Source organism: Phreatobacter sp. (assembly GCF_027532945.1).
Lineage (GTDB): Bacteria > Pseudomonadota > Alphaproteobacteria > Rhizobiales > Phreatobacteraceae > Phreatobacter.
Window position 1 is genome coordinate 20,627 of sequence record NZ_JAPZTZ010000018.1, and the last position, 14,039, is coordinate 34,665.

Consider the following 14,039-nt stretch of genomic DNA (forward strand, 5'->3'; position numbering starts at 1 on the left):
GGGGTCCTGGCGCGGGACGGGGGAGGGCCGGGGCGCGGGCGCCCTGGCCGATGATACAACATTACATCAGAACTTCACCCGGACGCCGCCATAGATGCTGCGGCCGGTGCCCGGATAGAAGGTGGCGGTGCTCGCCGGATTGTACTGCACCACCGGGCCGAAATCGGAGATATAGCGCTTGTCCGCGATGTTGCGGATGTCGACGAAGGCCTCGCCGCCATTCGGCAGCTTCGCCGCCGCGCTCACACCGAACAGCGCATATCCCGGCACGCGGAACGTGTTGCGATAATCGACCAGGGCGCCCTGCGGCACGATGTCGATGGCCGGCGTGATCGAGAAGCCGGCGGGATGGGCATAGGTCAGCGACGTCCGCAGCACGTGCTCGGGCGCCAGCGGCAGGCGATTGTTGCCGTAGGTCGGGTCGTTCACGAAGCGGAAGTCGGACCAGGTCCAGACCTGCTTCAGCGTCAGGCGGTCATCGTGGCCGGTGAGGTTGCGCGAGAGATCAACGCTCGCGGCGAGTTCGACACCCTGCAACTGCGTGCGCGGCGCGTTGAACGTGGCGGCGGGGATGCCGACGCCGGTGTTGAACTGCAGCATCTGGTTGCGCAGGTCCGCCCGATAGGCCGTCGCCTCCCAGGTGAAGGCGCCGTAGCGGCCCCGGGTGCCCACCTCGAAGGTGGTGCCGGTCTGCGCCTTCAACGGCACGAAGGCGGTGGTGGTGGCCGTCGTCTGCGTCAGGTCGGAGAAGTCCGGCACATCGGACGAGCGGGTGATGTTGGCGAAGACCTGGACGTCGCGCACCGGTTCCCACAGCAGGCCAACCCGCGGATTGACGCCGGAATAGGTGATGCCCGTATCCACCGCCACCGGCAGGGTGTTCATGTTGAGCGTGCCGGAGAAGTCGCGCTTCGCCACATAGGCCTTCATTCCGGCGGTGAGCGCCAGCTGCGGCAGGATGAAGAAGCGGTTCTCGAACCAGGTCTCATAGTTGGAGGCGAGCTGGCGGGCGTTCACCGTCTGCACGCCGCGTACGGCATTGCCGGCATTGACGAACTGGAACGCCTGGTTGGTACCGGCGAAGATGCGCGCGCCGACGATCAGGTCGTTGCGATAGCCGCCGAGGTTGAACGAACCGGTGAAGCGCGGCGAGATGCCGTAGGTCCAGCCGTCCTGGTCGAGCACCTGGAAGATCGGGTGGTTGAGGTGCTTGTGGATCGCCCAACTGGTGATGTCGAGCTGGCCGAAGTCCAGCTTGATCGAGGTGACGTTGGCGAAGCGCTGGACATAGGTGTTGCGGGCCTGGTCACCGGAGAGGGCCGTTGCAGAGGCCTGGCGCGGATTGGTCATCGCCGCCCCGTAGGTCAGTGTGCCCGGCAGCTTCACGTCCGTGTAGTAGGCGCCGACATAGAAGCGCGCCTCGACGCGATCGGAGATGCGCCGGCCGACATTGGCGTTGAAATGGCCAAGGGTCTGCTGTTCGTGGGCGCGCCAGCCGTCCGAATGGGTGACGGTACCGGAGGCGTGGAAGTCCCAGTCGCCCATCACCCGCGACACCGAGCCATGGCCGCGGATCGTGCCAAAGGAGCCGGCCTCGATGCTGAACACGTTGGGCGCGGTCGCCGTGTACGCGGTCGGCGTCACGAAATTGATGGCGCCGCCGAGCGTCGAGGAGCCGAAGGGCAGGGCGTTGCCGCCGCGGAACACTTCGATGGCGCGCAGGGCCAGCGGGTCGATCTGGTAGAAGTCGCCGGAGCCGTCGGCGAGGTTGGTCGGCACGCCGTCCTGCAGGATCTCGATGCCGCGGGTGTGGAAGGCGCGGGCCAGGCCCGAGCCGCGGATGGAGAGGCGGATCTCCTGGCTGTAGCGGTTCTGCACGAGAACGCCCGGCGTGTCCTGAAGGACGTCGCGCAGGTTCGTCGCATAGGTGTTGCGGGTGGTCTCGGCATCGATATGCGAGACCGAGCCGGCGGTGCTCTGCACGGCGCGGCGCTGCGTCTCGATGGCCGGAGAGGTCAGGCTGCCGCCGGTCCCGGTCCCGGAGGGCTGGCCCTCGATGGTGATGGTCGGCAGTTCGGTGGTCTGGGCCTCAGCGGTCGCAATGGCGAGGGGCGAGGCCGCGGCAAGGGCAATGAGCCCCGCGCGCGTCGGAGAGATGCGGTTCATGATGGCGCGTTTCGACAAATGATGACGACGCGGGACGGCGCGAAGGCCGCTCCCGAAGGTTCAGGTCGTGATCAGATGGCGAAAGGAGGCGCGCGGGGTGGCCGCGTGCCGATCCAGCCCTCGAAGGAGCGGATGGGTGCGAGCAGGGCGGGTCGGGCGAGCGGCAGCGGGGCGGCGACCGGCTCGGCGACCGGCACGCCCTCGGAGACAGGCGGCGTGGCAATGGCGGTGCCGGCCTGGCAGAGGCCGCAATGCTGCGCCGTCTGCGCCTTGGTGACCGGGCCGGAGCCATCGGCAGCGATGCCGGTTCCCTCCATGGTGCAGATCACCACGAAGCCAGAGGATTCAAGCCCGCTGGCGGCCCGCGCGATGGAGCCGAGCATGCCGGTGGCGGCGACGACATAGATCAGCGTCGCAGCGAGGACGCTGCGCGCGGTCTTGAAACGGTCGCCACGGAAAAGCCACATGGCGGTCAGCTACCGCCCCACGCCCCGCGAAGTCAATCGCCGGTTGTGAAGGATCAGGCCGGCGTGGCGGTCACGCAACGGTTGAGCGCCTCCTCGGCGCCGCTCGCGGTGAGCCGGCCCATCTCGGCGATGAGCACGAGGCGTGTCGCGCCCGGTTCCGCTCCCGGTGGCGCCGGACCGAGCGTCGCCCGATCGCCGACGAGCTGGAAGAGCATGACCCGGCCGGGATGCTCGGCGAAGGAGACGAAGCCCTTGGCGCGGATGAGGTGTGGGGCGAGCCGTGTCATCGCCTGCTGGAAGCCGGGCAGCGAGAGGGGCTCGCTGCTTTCGAAGGTCGTGCTCTCGAAACGCGGCGTGGCGAAGCGCGCCCGCTCCGCGGCGCGCGGGTCCGGCGCGACCGGCTGGTGGCCGGTTCCGGCAAAGGCGAGTTCGGGGGCGATGGCGCCCGCGCTGGCGTCGAAGATCACCCGCTCGGGCTTGAGCCGCGTCAGAGCGGCGCGGGCGCGGGCCAGCCCCGCCGCGTCGACGAGATCCGCCTTGTTGAGCGCCACGATGTCGGCGCTCGCCACCTGCGAGCGGCAGAGCGTGTCATCAAGCAGGGCCGGATCGGCAGCAAGCGCCGCGGCATCGGCCACCGCGATCACCGTCTCCAGCGGCGCCTCACGCCAGACCACCGGATCGAGCAGCGTCCGCACCACCTCGGCCGGGTCCGACACGCCGCTCGTCTCGATGACGATGCCCTCAGGGCACGGGTCGCGCCGCAGCAGGCTCGACAGGGTCCTCAGGAGGTCGCCCTGCAGCGAGCAGCAGATACAGCCATTGGCGAGGCTCATGACGCCGTCGGCGTTCTCGGCGATGAGCGCCGCGTCGATGTTCACCGCGCCGAAATCATTGACCACCGCGGCCAGCCGGCGGCCGCCGGCATGGGTGAGCAGGTGGTTGATCAGCGTCGTCTTGCCGGCACCGAGGAAGCCGGTGACGAGAATGACCGGAACGGCCATTGCCGCCTCAGCCGACCTTCACCGGCCGCCGGACGGGCTTGCCGGGTCGCGCCTCGCGCACCAGCGCGCCGTCGGTGATGACGGGCTCGCCATTGACGATGACGTGGCGCATGCCCTCCGCCGCGCGGTTCATCGCCTTGAACTCGGCGCGGTCGGTGAGGCTGTCCCAGTCGAACACGGCGATGTCGGCATCGGCGCCGACCGCGAGCCGGCCCTTGGCCCGCATCGCCGGCGTGCTGGGGCCGAGGATGTCGGCCGGGATCAGCGTGCACTTGGCGATGCCGTCGATCAGCGGCAGCATGGCGCGCTCGCGGACATACTGGCGCAGGAACCGCGTGAAGGTGCCGGATGAGCGCGGATGCGAGCTCGTGCCCTCGGGGAGCGGCCAGGCCTCGCCGTCGTAGACCGAGCCGTCCGGATTGGTCCAGGGCATGGCATCCGAGGCGATGGCGCCGCCGGGATGGAGGATCGACACGTCGAGCAGGTCGCGATGGCGCGGATTGGCCTCGACGTCGAGGAAATGCCACAGAACCAGCGAGCCGGGATCCTGCGCCTGGGCGGCGAGCAGTTCCTCGCGATTGTGGAACGTGCGGCCGGTATCGACCATCTCGATGGCCTCATAGGTCCCGCCGGTGCGCTCCTTGAACTGCGGATCGGCGAAGAAGGTCGCGCCCAGCACGGTCGAGCCGGTGCCATAGGGATAGGCTTCAACGGTGATGTTCAGGCCCTGCGCCTGGGCCTTGGCGATCAGCCGCGACGCCTGCTCCACGTCCTGCAGGCTGGTCGAGTTGAAGTGGCAGATATGCATGTGCGCGCCGGTCGCCCCCGCATAGCCGACGAGGCGGATATAGGCCTCCACCGAGCTGCGCGGATCGACATTCGAGGCATAGGCGACATGGGTATAGGTCGGCACGGCGCGTTCGGCGGCGAGCTGGCACACCGACGTCATTTCCTTCACGCCCGCGCCCGGCGCATAGGCGTTGAGGATGCCGATGCCGATGGCCCCCTCGTCCAGGCCCTGGCGCAGGCGGGTGAGGATCTCCTTCACCTCGGTGTCGGAGGCGACATTCTCGATCCAGCGCTTGTCGTTGGAATTGCGGCCCATGAAGGCGAGGTCGGCCTCGGGCTCGGCGCCGATCATCGCGGCGATGCGGGCGAAGACCCAGTTGGCGGCGGTGCCGTAGTTCAGCACGCGGCCCTTGCGCGCCTGGGTCTCGTACCAGAGCGCGATGGGCAACACGCCGGCCTCAAGCTCCAGCGTGGTGGTGACGCCGTCGAAGGCCTGCATCCTGTCCGCCGCGACCGTCTGCCCATGGGCGTGGAGGTCGATGAAGCCGGGGGTGACGACGAGGCCGCGCGCGTCGATCTCGCGCCGGCCCTCTCCCGCCACGGTGCCGACCGCGGCGATCTTGCCGTCCTTCACCGCGACATCGCCCGTGCCGTCCCGCCCGCTTGCCGGGTCGACGATGCGGCCGCCGCGGATGACGAGGTCGAAGGGGCCGGAAGCGGAGGTCATGGGCAGGGTCCAGGGTTTGGGCGAGACAAGCGCGGCCGATCCTAGAAGCGGGCCATGCCAAGTCGAGACAGCCCAGCGGGCGGCTGCCGCGCGGCGCCGACATGGTGCATAAATCCACAATCCCGGACCGCAGGTATTTTCAGTGCTGGTTAAGACATGTTGGGCATCCTCTCGGCCCAAAGGTCCCCTGGATGACGACGCAGCTCGACGATGCCCTGAAGCCGATCAACGCGATGATCGGTGCCCTCGCGCCCAAGCTGCGCGGGGCGCTGGTCGAGGAGCTCGTTGACGAAATTTCCCGCGAGCGGCCGGATGTCGCCTCGCGCAAGGCGCTCGTGCTCGACAATATCGTGGCCGAGGCGCTGCGCGAGGCGCCGATGCCGACCCGCGTGCGCGCCTCGCCGAAGCTCGCGCGCTGCTCGTCCGCCCTGCCGGAGGCCGCGACCACCCTCGCCTGTGACGTCATTGCCGTGGCCGAGGCCATCCTGTCGGCGCCCGACCTCACCGACGACGTGATGATGAAGGTCTGCGCCGCTGATCGGCAGGAGCACATGCAGATCATCGCCAAGCGCCAGCGTGTCTCCGCCCTGATCGCCGAGACCATCGTCCAGCTCGGCGAGGCGGCGACCGTTCTCGTGCTCGTGCGCAATGTCGGTGCCCAGCTCACCGCCGAAGGCTTCGCCCGCATTGTCGACAGGCACGGCGGCGATGCCGCGGTCCGCTCCACCCTGGCGCAGCGGCCGGACTGCCCGCCCGACATCGCCAGCAAGTTCACCGCGCCCGCGGCGAGCCAGGTGCCGACGGGTGACGAGCTTCTTGCCCAGCTCCAGGCCCTCGCGGAGGATCGGCAGATCGTGCCCGCCATGGACCTGCTGATGCGGTGCATCGGCCGCGACCGCGACGCCGGCCGCAAGATCCTCGAGCGCGACGATGAGAAGGCGCTCGGCGCCATCTGCCACATTGCCGGGGTCGATGCGGAAACCCATGAGCAGCTCATCCACGCTTGGCGCGTGGCGACCGGCAAGCCGCTCACCGACGTCCACAAGTCGCCGGTCCGCTTCCGTCTCATGCGGCCCGCCGAGATCGACCGCGTGCTGGCCCGCCTGCCGCTCGCCCGCGTGCGCGCGGGCGAACCCGTCCCCGCCTGATCGGCCCTATTCCGCCGCGGCCTGGTAGCGCTGCAGCGACAGGTCCAGTTCCATCCAGACATCGAGCAGCGCTGCCGCGAGGTCGTCGACCATCGCGTCGGTATGGGCCGGGCCCGGCGTGATGCGCAGCCGCTCGGTGCCCTTCGGCACGGTCGGATAATTGATCGGCTGGATGTAGATGCCGTGCCGGCGGAGCAGCAGGTCGCTCGCCGCCTTGCACTTCTCGGCATCGCCCACCAGCACCGGCACGATATGCGTGTCACTCGCCATCACCGGCAGGCCGGCAAGCGACAGGACACGCTTCGCCCGCGCCGCCTGGCGCTGCTGCATGTCGCGCTCGACCGACGAGGTCTTGAGGTGGCGAATGGCGGCCGCAGCCGCGGCGGCAACCGCCGGCGGCAGGGCGGTGGTGAAGATGAACCCGGGCGCATGGCAACGCACCGCGTCGATGACCGCGGCCGAACCGGCAATATAGCCGCCCATGACGCCGAAGGCCTTGCCGAGCGTGCCCTCGATGACATCGAGCCGGTGCATCTGGCCGTCGCGCTCGGCGACGCCGGCGCCGCGCGGGCCGTACATGCCGACCGCATGGACCTCGTCGATATAGGTCATGGCGCGGTGGCGCTCCGCGAGGTCGCAGATCGCCGCGATCGGCGAGACGTCGCCGTCCATCGAATAGACGCTCTCGAAGACGATGAGCTTGTTGCGCTCGGGACCGGCCGCGATCAGCAGCTCTTCGAGATGGGCGAGGTCGTTGTGGCGGAAGATGACCCGCTCGCAGCCGGACTGGCGCACGCCCTCGATCATCGAATTGTGGTTCAGCGCGTCCGACAGGATGAGGCAGTCGGGCAGCAGCTTGGCGATGGTGGAGATCCCGGCCTGGTTGGAGATGTAGCCGGAGGTGAAGACGAGGGCCGCTTCCTTGCCATGGAGGTCGGCGAGCTCGCGCTCCAGCTCGACGATCGGATGGGAGGTGCCGGAAATGTTGCGGGTTCCGCCGGCACCCGCGCCCATGGTCATCGCCGTCTCGGCCATGGCGGCCGTCACCGAGGGGTGGTGGCCCATGCCGAGATAGTCGTTCGAGCACCAGATGACGACGTCGCGGGGCCCGTCGGGAGAATGCCAGGTGGCTTGCGGGAACTGCCCGACCTTGCGTTCGAGGTCAGCGAAGACCCGGTAGCGGCGTTCGTCCTTCAATCGATCGATGGCCGATCGGAAAAAGTCGGTGTAGGTCATGGCTCGTCCGGTCTGTGCGAGCCCCGGCAGACGTCGGGGGATACCGGACTGTGCAGGCACTCGTCCGGCGTGGCCTTGACGTCGATCAAGGCCGGGCGCCCGTTTAGCACCATTCCAATTTAGGGCGCCACTGCTGCGGCGCACAGGTCTGTCACAAACCGTTCAACCGCATCAGCGCCTCGAAATGCTTCGTGGCCTGATACTCGAGGACCTGCATCCATTCGCGGGCGGTCTGGCGGGCCTGCTCCTCGGGAATGATCTTCAGCGGCAGGCCGGTGGACTGGGCCAGCACCTGCTGCTTGCAGGCCCGCTCCAGGTAGTAGAGGTCATCGAAGGCGATGCCGACCGTCGGCCCGCCGATGGTCACGCCGTGATGCTCGAGGAAGATGATGTCGGCATGCGGATTGTCCTTCTGCGCTTGGGCGATGCGCTCGCCCTCCTCGGCGTTCAGCGCGACGCCGCCGAAGCCCTGGTAGGCGGTCCGGCCGAGGAAGCGGCAGGCGGTCTGGTGCGCCATTTCCAGCTTGCCGCCCTCGACCATGGTGAGCGCGGTCGCATAGGGCATGTGGACGTGCAGGATCGCCTGGTGGCGCGGATTGGCGCGGTGGCCGGCAATATGGATGTTGCGCGCTGTCGCCTCGACCTCGCCCCAGCCATCGTGGATATGGCCGTCGCCGTCGATCAGCAGGAGGTCGTCGGGGCGCATCTCGCCCCAGTGGATCCCATAGGGATTGATGAGGTAGCGCTCCTCGGGGCCCGGCACGACCACCGAGAAATGGTTGCAGATGCCCTCGTTGAGCTCCTGGGCCGCCGCCAGCCTGAGGGCGGCGGCAAGCTCGCGGCGCAGGGTCTTGATGTCCTTGTGGTTCGACATGGGTGCGCTCGGGTCCGCTGAAAAAGGAAAGCGCCCGCGACGGTGTCGCAGGCGCTCGGGACAATGCCGTTGGCGGCCCTCAGGCCGCAACCCTCATTTGGGCGCGAGCACCATGATCATCTGCCGGCCCTCGAGCCGCGATTCCTGCTCGACCTTGGCAATGTTCACCGTGTCGACCTTCACCCGGTCGAGGACCTTCACACCGAGATCCATGTGCGCCATTTCGCGGCCGCGGAAGCGCAGGGTGACCTTCACCTTGTCGCCTTCCTCGAAGAACCGCTTCATCGCCTTCATCTTCGTGTCGTAGTCGTGATCGTCGATGCCGGGACGCAGCTTGATCTCCTTGACCTCGACAGTCTTCTGGTTCCGGCGGGCCTCAGCGGCCTTCTTCTGCTCCTGGAACTTGAACTTGCCGTAGTCCATGATCTTGCAGACGGGCGGGACGGCGTTCGGCGCCACTTCCACCAGGTCCAGGCCGGCTTCGACCGCCATCTGGACGGCGTCGCGCGTCGGGACGACGCCGCGGTTTTCGCCCTCGGCGTCGATCAGCTGGACCTCGCGGACACGGATCATGTCGTTGATGCGCGGCCCGTCACGCTCGACGGGGGCGGCGGCTCTCATGGGTCTGCGAATGGGGCGTCTCCTTGACGTCGTTGAAGGGGTCCGGGGGATCGGTCGCGGCCACTCCCGCCCGATGGCTGGAAGGCTGGCCTGCGGCGATGCTCCGAAGGACGGCGAAGATCGGGAGAAAACCCGCAGAAGTCAATGGTTCGCTGCATTTTCAGCCAGGCCCTTGCTCCGATGTCACAGGCGGGGCTAGGCAGGGCGCGTCCCCCAACCGCCGGAGCCGCCGCCATGACTGAGCTTCCCCCGCCGGACTTCCTGACCGTCGGCACCGGCGCCGAGGCCCGGCGGATCGCCTATCGGCAGGTCTCCGGCAAGGGACCGACCGTCGTCTGGCTGGGTGGTTTCAAGTCCGACATGAAGGGCACCAAGGCCGCGGCGCTCTCCGCCTGGGCAAGCCGCGAGGGCCGCGCCTTCCTGCGCTTCGACTATTCCGGCCATGGCGAATCGGAGGGCGATTTCGAGGCGGGGACCATCTCGCGCTGGGCCGAGGAGGCGGTGGCCATGATCGGCCTCGCCGGGCCCCGGCCGATCCTCGTCGGTTCCTCCATGGGCGGCTGGATCAGCCTCCTGGCGGTGCGGCGCCTGCCCGCGCCTCCTGCCGGCATGGTGCTGATTGCCCCCGCGCCCGACTTCACCGAGGCGCTGATGTGGCCGGCCTTCTCGCAGGAGGTTCGCGCCACCATCATGACCGAAGGCCGCTGGGTGCGGCCCTCCGCCTATGACGAGGGCGGCTATCCCATCACCCGCGCCCTCATCGAGGACGGCCGCCGGAACCTCGTCCTCGGCGGCCTCGTCGAGACCGGCTGTCCCGTCCACATCCTCCAGGGCATGGAGGATCCGGACGTGCCCTGGCGCCACGCCATGCTGCTCGCCGAGAAGATGGCCCGCGACGATGTGGTGGTCACGCTGATCAAGGACGGCGACCACCGCCTGTCGCGCCCGGAGGATCTCGCGCGGTTGGAAGCGGCCGTCGCGGCAATCGGCACTTGATTCTACTATGAGAGAAATGTAGTCTCCAATCATGGAGACAGCTACTGCCCCAGACGATCTCGACCAGGTGGTCGCCCAACGCGTGCGCGAGCTCCGCGCTGCCAAGGGCCTGACCCTCGACCAGCTCGCGGCGCTCTCCGGCGTTTCCCGTGCCATGATCTCGCGGATCGAGCGGGCCGAGGCCAGCGCCACGGCCGTGCTCCTGGTCAAGCTCGGTGCGGCGCTTGGCGTCACCCTCGGCACCCTCTTCGAGAAGCCGCAGCCCAAGCCCGATCCGGTGCGCCGCGCCGCCACGACCGCGGTTCGCACCGATCCCGAGACCGGCTATACCCGCCGCAACGTCGCCCCGCCCAACGCGTCGGGCACCGACATCGTCGAGGTCATGCTGCCCGCCGGCAAGCGCGTCGCCTATGACAACATCGTCGTCATCCCCGTCGAGCAGTTCGTCTGGGTGCTGGAGGGCACGCTGACCCTCTCCTATGACGGCCTTGTCAGCGATCTTGGCCCCGGCGACTGCCGGGTGATGCGCCTCGACTATCCCCTCGTCTTCGAAAACCGCACCGACCAGCCGGCGCGCTACTGCGTCGTCCTCGTGCCCAACACCTCCGGAGGGCTCCGCCGATGATCACCATCGAGACCCTCGGCCCCGAGGCCGCCGCCCGCCACGTGCCGGGCCTTGCGGCCGTCCTCACCGACTGCGTCACCAAGGGCGCCTCGGTCAGCTTCATGAACCCCTACACGTCGGCGGATGGTGAGGCCTATTTCGGCAAGGTTGCCTCGAGCGTTGCTGCGGGAGACACGGTCCTGGTCGCCGCCTTCCTCGGTGACCGCGTCATCGGCACCGCCCAGCTCGGCCTCGACATGCCGCCGAACCAGCCGCATCGCGCCGAGGTCAAGAAGATGCTGGTGCACAGCGACGGCCGCCGCCAGGGCATTGCCGGCTCGCTGCTGCGCCGGGTGGAGGAGGAAGCGCTCGCTCGTGGCCGCACGCTCCTCATCCTCGACACCGGCAGCGAGGAGGCCCGGCGCGTCTATGAGCGGGGCGGCTGGTCGCGCTTCGGCTTCGTGCCGGATTTCGCCCTCTGGCCGGATGGCGGCTTCTGCGACACCACCTTCTACCTCAAGGACCTCACCCCGCCCCGCAACGCGCCACCCAGCGCCGCGATCGTCCGCGAGGCGACCGATGAGGACCTGCCGGTGATCCTCGAGATCATCAACGACGCCATCGTCGCCAGCACGGCGGTCTGGTCCGACGAGCCGGTGGACCTTGACGAGCGCCGCGCCTGGTTCTCCGAGCGCCGCGCCGGTGGCAATCCGGTGCTGGTGGCCGAGGATGGCGGCCGCGTCGTCGGCTTCGGCTCCTATCTCCAGTTCCGCGCCTGGTCGGGCTATCGCAACGCGGTCGAGCACTCGGTCTATGTCTCGGGAGAGGCCCGCGGCCGTGGCATCGGCCTCGCCCTTGTCGAGGCGCTTACTGCGCGCGCCAGGGAGGCCGGCAAGCATGTCATCGTCGGCGGCGTCGAGGGCAGCAACACGCCGTCGCTGAAGCTGCATCGCCGCGCCGGCTTCATTGAGGTCGGGCGCATGCCGGGCATCGGCGAGAAGTTCGGCCGCCGCCTCGACCTCGTCTTCCTGCAGAAGCAGCTCGCCTGAGGCGTCAGCCCTCGTAGCGGTGCAGGTTGGCGCCATGCGCCCGCAGCCAGGCCTTGGCCGGCTCCATGCCCGGGCAGAGATCCTTGACGATGCGCCAGAAGCGCGGCGAGTGGTTCATCTCCTTGAGATGCGCCACCTCGTGGGCCGCGAGATAATCGAGCACGAAGGGCGGCGCGAGGATGAGCCGCCAGGAATAGTTGATCGCCCCGGTCGAGGAGGCCGAGCCCCAGCGGCTCGCCTGGTCGCGGATGCCGATGCGGGTGACCTTGACGCCGAGGCGATCGGCATAGCGGCGCGTCGCCGCCTCGAGGTCCTTGCGCGCCTCGCGCTTGAGGAAGTCCCTGACACGCCGTGAGACGAACTCCGCCTCCCCCGCCACCAGGATCGACCCGTTCTCCACCCAGACCGTGCCGCGCCGGTCAGGCCGGTGGGAGATGGTGTGCGGCACGCCGCGCAGCGGCACCGAGGCACCGGGAAGGAAGGCAAGGCGGTCGGGGATGCGGTTGAGGCGGGTGGCGATCCAGGCGCCGTGGCGCTCGGCAAAACCGATGGCATCGGCGATGCGGGCCCGCGCCGGCATGGACAGCACAGCGTCACGGGAGGTCGAGCGCACGCGCAGCGTGAACCGCCGCGCCTGGGCCAGGCGGCGGATGGCGACCGTGTAGGCGACCCCCTCGTGGGAGACCGTGATGGCCTCCGGGTCGGGTTCGCGCTGGAAGAGCCGACGAATGATGGACATGGGGCGAGGATAGCGAGTCGGCGGCCCGGAGGCCACTGCGGCAGCGGGGCGAAGGGCCGCCCTGCTGCCGGCTGCTGCCATGGACAGAGGTATCCGGGTGGGCGTCAGCGGCCGCCGCGGATCATCTTCAGCACGGCCGACTTGGCAGAGGGCTTCTCGGCTGCCGGCTTCGCCGCGGTCTTGGACCCCTGCGCCTTGCGATAGGCGTGGGTGCGCATGAAATCCATGACGCGCGGGGCAATGTCGGCGCGGAAGCGCGAGCCGTTGAACACGCCGTAATGGCCGACCGCCGGCTGCAGATGGTGGTGGCGCATGTCCTCGGGGATGGAGGTGGCGAGGCCATGGGCCGCCAGCGTCTGGCCGCCGCCGGTGATGTCGTCCTTCTCGCCCTCGACGGTGAGAAGAGCCACGCGCCGGATGGCCTTCGGGTCCACCGGCCGGTCGCGGTGCATCATGATGCCGCGCGGCAGGTGGTGCTCGACGAAGACCCGCTCGATGGTCTGCAGGTAGAACTCGGCGGTCAGGTCCATCACCGCCAGATACTCGTCGTAGAACTCGCGGTGCTTCTGGGCGCCGTCGCCGTCGCCCTTCACCAGGTTGCGGAACAGCTCGCGATGGGCGTCGACATGGCGGTCGAGGTTCATCGACATGAAGCCGTTAATCTGCAGGAAGCCCGGATAGACCGGCCGCATCATGCCGGGATGCGGGAACGGCACCGTGGTGATGACGTTGCGGCGGAACCAGTCGGTGCCGCGCTCTTCCGCCAGCTTGTTGACGGCGGTCGGGTTCGACCGTGTGTCGATCGGCCCGCCCATGAGGGTCAGCGTCGTCGGCACATAGGGGTCGTCCTCGGCCTCCATGCGGGCGACCGCCGCAAAGACCGGCACGGCCGGCTGGCAGACGGCCATGACATGGGTGTCGGGGCCGAGGAAATGCAGCATGGAGACGACGTAGTCGACATAGTCGTCGAGGTCGAAGCGGCCCTCAGCCATCGGCACCATCCGGGCATCGGCCCAGTCGGTGATGAAGACCTCGTGGTTCGGCAGGAAGGTGTCGACCGTGCCGCGCAGCAGCGTGGCGTAGTGGCCGGACATCGGCGCGACGATCAGCACCTTCGGGTCGGCCTTGCGGCCGCGCGGCAGGGCGCGCTGGAAATGGATGAGGTCGCAGAAGGGGCGCTTCCACACGACCTGCTCGGTCACCGCCACCCGCTCGCCGCCGACGAGGGCGGTGGGCAGGTTGAAGCCGGGCTTGCCGTAGCGCCGCGTCGCCCGCTCGAAGAGCTCGGCGGCGGCGGCCATCTGCTTGGCCATGGGCAGGTGGGAGAAGGGATTGACCGGGTTGTTCAGCGCCAGCTTGGTCGCATCTGCCATCGCCCGGTAGGGCGAAAGCATGGCATGGGTCGCTTCATAGAAGTGGTAGAGCACGCAATGCCTCCGAAGGGTGGGCCCGCGATGACGTCGACCGGGTCCGGCGGGATCCCGGGCCTTCAGGGCGGAGACGCGTCACCGGCACGCGAGGTTCCCGGTTTGCTGCACTGCCGAAATTTGTAACCTGCTGATGACAGCTTGGGCAATCCCCAGCCTGTGGGACACCGGGTTAACCGGTGCTTAACGTGCCTT

At 68.7% G+C, this 14,039-nt stretch carries 12 protein-coding genes and 2 pseudogenes; 5 read left to right on the top strand and 9 right to left on the bottom strand.

All coding sequences use genetic code 11. The features are described from left to right. Nucleotides 1-66: 66 nt before the first annotated feature. The 4 genes from O9344_RS14470 to O9344_RS14485 all read right to left on the bottom strand — a co-directional run bounded on the left by O9344_RS14470 (nucleotide 67) and on the right by O9344_RS14485 (nucleotide 5,150). Nucleotides 67-2,166 (bottom strand): TonB-dependent receptor, encoded by a 2,100-nt coding sequence (locus tag O9344_RS14470; protein ID WP_298478648.1) that lies wholly within the window; start codon nucleotides 2,164-2,166, stop codon nucleotides 67-69. A 71-nt stretch (nucleotides 2,167-2,237) separates the two neighbouring features. Then, entirely contained in the window at nucleotides 2,238-2,633 is a 396-nt protein-coding gene (locus O9344_RS14475) for a DUF2946 family protein (protein ID WP_298478651.1), read from the bottom strand. A 53-nt stretch (nucleotides 2,634-2,686) separates the two neighbouring features. After that, entirely contained in the window at nucleotides 2,687-3,634 is a 948-nt protein-coding gene (locus tag O9344_RS14480) for a GTP-binding protein (RefSeq protein WP_298478654.1), read from the bottom strand. 7 nt (nucleotides 3,635-3,641) lie between these two features. Then, entirely contained in the window at nucleotides 3,642-5,150 is a 1,509-nt protein-coding gene (locus O9344_RS14485; RefSeq protein ID WP_298478657.1) for an amidohydrolase family protein, read from the bottom strand. A 191-nt stretch (nucleotides 5,151-5,341) separates the two neighbouring features. Here O9344_RS14485 and O9344_RS14490 point away from each other — a divergent pair, with 191 nt between their 5' ends. Further along, nucleotides 5,342-6,298 carry a DUF2336 domain-containing protein gene (locus O9344_RS14490; RefSeq protein WP_298478660.1) on the top strand — a complete coding sequence of 319 codons (957 nt, stop codon included), beginning with the start codon at nucleotides 5,342-5,344 and terminating at the stop codon, nucleotides 6,296-6,298. Nucleotides 6,299-6,304: 6 nt separating this feature from the next. Here O9344_RS14490 and hemA read toward each other — a convergent pair whose 3' ends face one another. The 3 genes from hemA to infC form a co-directional block, all read right to left on the bottom strand. Beyond that, on the bottom strand, nucleotides 6,305-7,534 hold the full coding sequence (hemA, locus tag O9344_RS14495; protein WP_298478663.1) for a 5-aminolevulinate synthase: 1,230 nt from the start codon (nucleotides 7,532-7,534) through the stop codon (nucleotides 6,305-6,307). A 151-nt stretch (nucleotides 7,535-7,685) separates the two neighbouring features. Continuing rightward, nucleotides 7,686-8,408 carry an aldolase gene (locus O9344_RS14500; RefSeq protein ID WP_298478666.1) on the bottom strand — a complete coding sequence of 241 codons (723 nt, stop codon included), beginning with the start codon at nucleotides 8,406-8,408 and terminating at the stop codon, nucleotides 7,686-7,688. 93 nt (nucleotides 8,409-8,501) lie between these two features. Beyond that, nucleotides 8,502-9,041: a translation initiation factor IF-3 gene (infC, locus tag O9344_RS14505; RefSeq protein WP_298478825.1), complete on the bottom strand. Its 540-nt coding sequence runs from the start codon at nucleotides 9,039-9,041 to the stop codon at nucleotides 8,502-8,504. 222 nt (nucleotides 9,042-9,263) lie between these two features. Here infC and O9344_RS14510 point away from each other — a divergent pair, with 222 nt between their 5' ends. From O9344_RS14510 to O9344_RS14525, 4 genes and pseudogenes are all read left to right on the top strand, one after another. Then, nucleotides 9,264-10,025, top strand: coding sequence for an alpha/beta hydrolase (locus O9344_RS14510; RefSeq protein WP_298478669.1), 762 nt, complete (start codon nucleotides 9,264-9,266; stop codon nucleotides 10,023-10,025). Between the two features lie 31 nt (nucleotides 10,026-10,056). Further along, on the top strand, nucleotides 10,057-10,650 hold the full coding sequence (locus tag O9344_RS14515; RefSeq protein WP_298478672.1) for an XRE family transcriptional regulator: 594 nt from the start codon (nucleotides 10,057-10,059) through the stop codon (nucleotides 10,648-10,650). Then, a pseudogene (locus tag O9344_RS14520) lies at nucleotides 10,647-11,156 on the top strand (GNAT family N-acetyltransferase); the annotation flags it as partial. The gene O9344_RS14515 and the pseudogene O9344_RS14520, both read left to right, overlap by 4 nt. Nucleotides 11,157-11,201: 45 nt before the next feature. Continuing rightward, nucleotides 11,202-11,678: pseudogene (locus tag O9344_RS14525) on the top strand (N-acetyltransferase family protein); the annotation flags it as partial. A 4-nt stretch (nucleotides 11,679-11,682) separates the two neighbouring features. On the opposite strand, the gene O9344_RS14530 reads toward O9344_RS14525, so the two are convergent. Together O9344_RS14530 and phaZ are read right to left on the bottom strand one after the other, a co-directional pair. After that, the gene (locus tag O9344_RS14530; RefSeq protein ID WP_298478675.1) at nucleotides 11,683-12,417 is read right to left on the bottom strand and encodes a SprT family zinc-dependent metalloprotease; all 735 of its coding nucleotides are present in this window, start codon (nucleotides 12,415-12,417) and stop codon (nucleotides 11,683-11,685) included. Nucleotides 12,418-12,521: 104 nt separating this feature from the next. Then, on the bottom strand, nucleotides 12,522-13,844 hold the full coding sequence (gene phaZ / locus O9344_RS14535) for a polyhydroxyalkanoate depolymerase (protein WP_298478678.1): 1,323 nt from the start codon (nucleotides 13,842-13,844) through the stop codon (nucleotides 12,522-12,524). Between the last annotated feature and the right edge of the window lie 195 nt (nucleotides 13,845-14,039).

Coding starts and splice junctions, on each gene's coding strand:
- O9344_RS14470 (WP_298478648.1), bottom strand. CDS start 2,166: ATGAACCGCATCTCTCCGACGCGCGCGGGGCTCATTGCCCTTGCCGCG.
- O9344_RS14475 (WP_298478651.1), bottom strand. CDS start 2,633: ATGTGGCTTTTCCGTGGCGACCGTTTCAAGACCGCGCGCAGCGTCCTC.
- O9344_RS14480 (WP_298478654.1), bottom strand. CDS start 3,634: ATGGCCGTTCCGGTCATTCTCGTCACCGGCTTCCTCGGTGCCGGCAAG.
- O9344_RS14485 (WP_298478657.1), bottom strand. CDS start 5,150: ATGACCTCCGCTTCCGGCCCCTTCGACCTCGTCATCCGCGGCGGCCGC.
- O9344_RS14490 (WP_298478660.1), top strand. CDS start 5,342: ATGACGACGCAGCTCGACGATGCCCTGAAGCCGATCAACGCGATGATC.
- hemA (WP_298478663.1), bottom strand. CDS start 7,534: ATGACCTACACCGACTTTTTCCGATCGGCCATCGATCGATTGAAGGAC.
- O9344_RS14500 (WP_298478666.1), bottom strand. CDS start 8,408: ATGTCGAACCACAAGGACATCAAGACCCTGCGCCGCGAGCTTGCCGCC.
- O9344_RS14510 (WP_298478669.1), top strand. CDS start 9,264: ATGACTGAGCTTCCCCCGCCGGACTTCCTGACCGTCGGCACCGGCGCC.
- O9344_RS14515 (WP_298478672.1), top strand. CDS start 10,057: ATGGAGACAGCTACTGCCCCAGACGATCTCGACCAGGTGGTCGCCCAA.
- O9344_RS14530 (WP_298478675.1), bottom strand. CDS start 12,417: ATGTCCATCATTCGTCGGCTCTTCCAGCGCGAACCCGACCCGGAGGCC.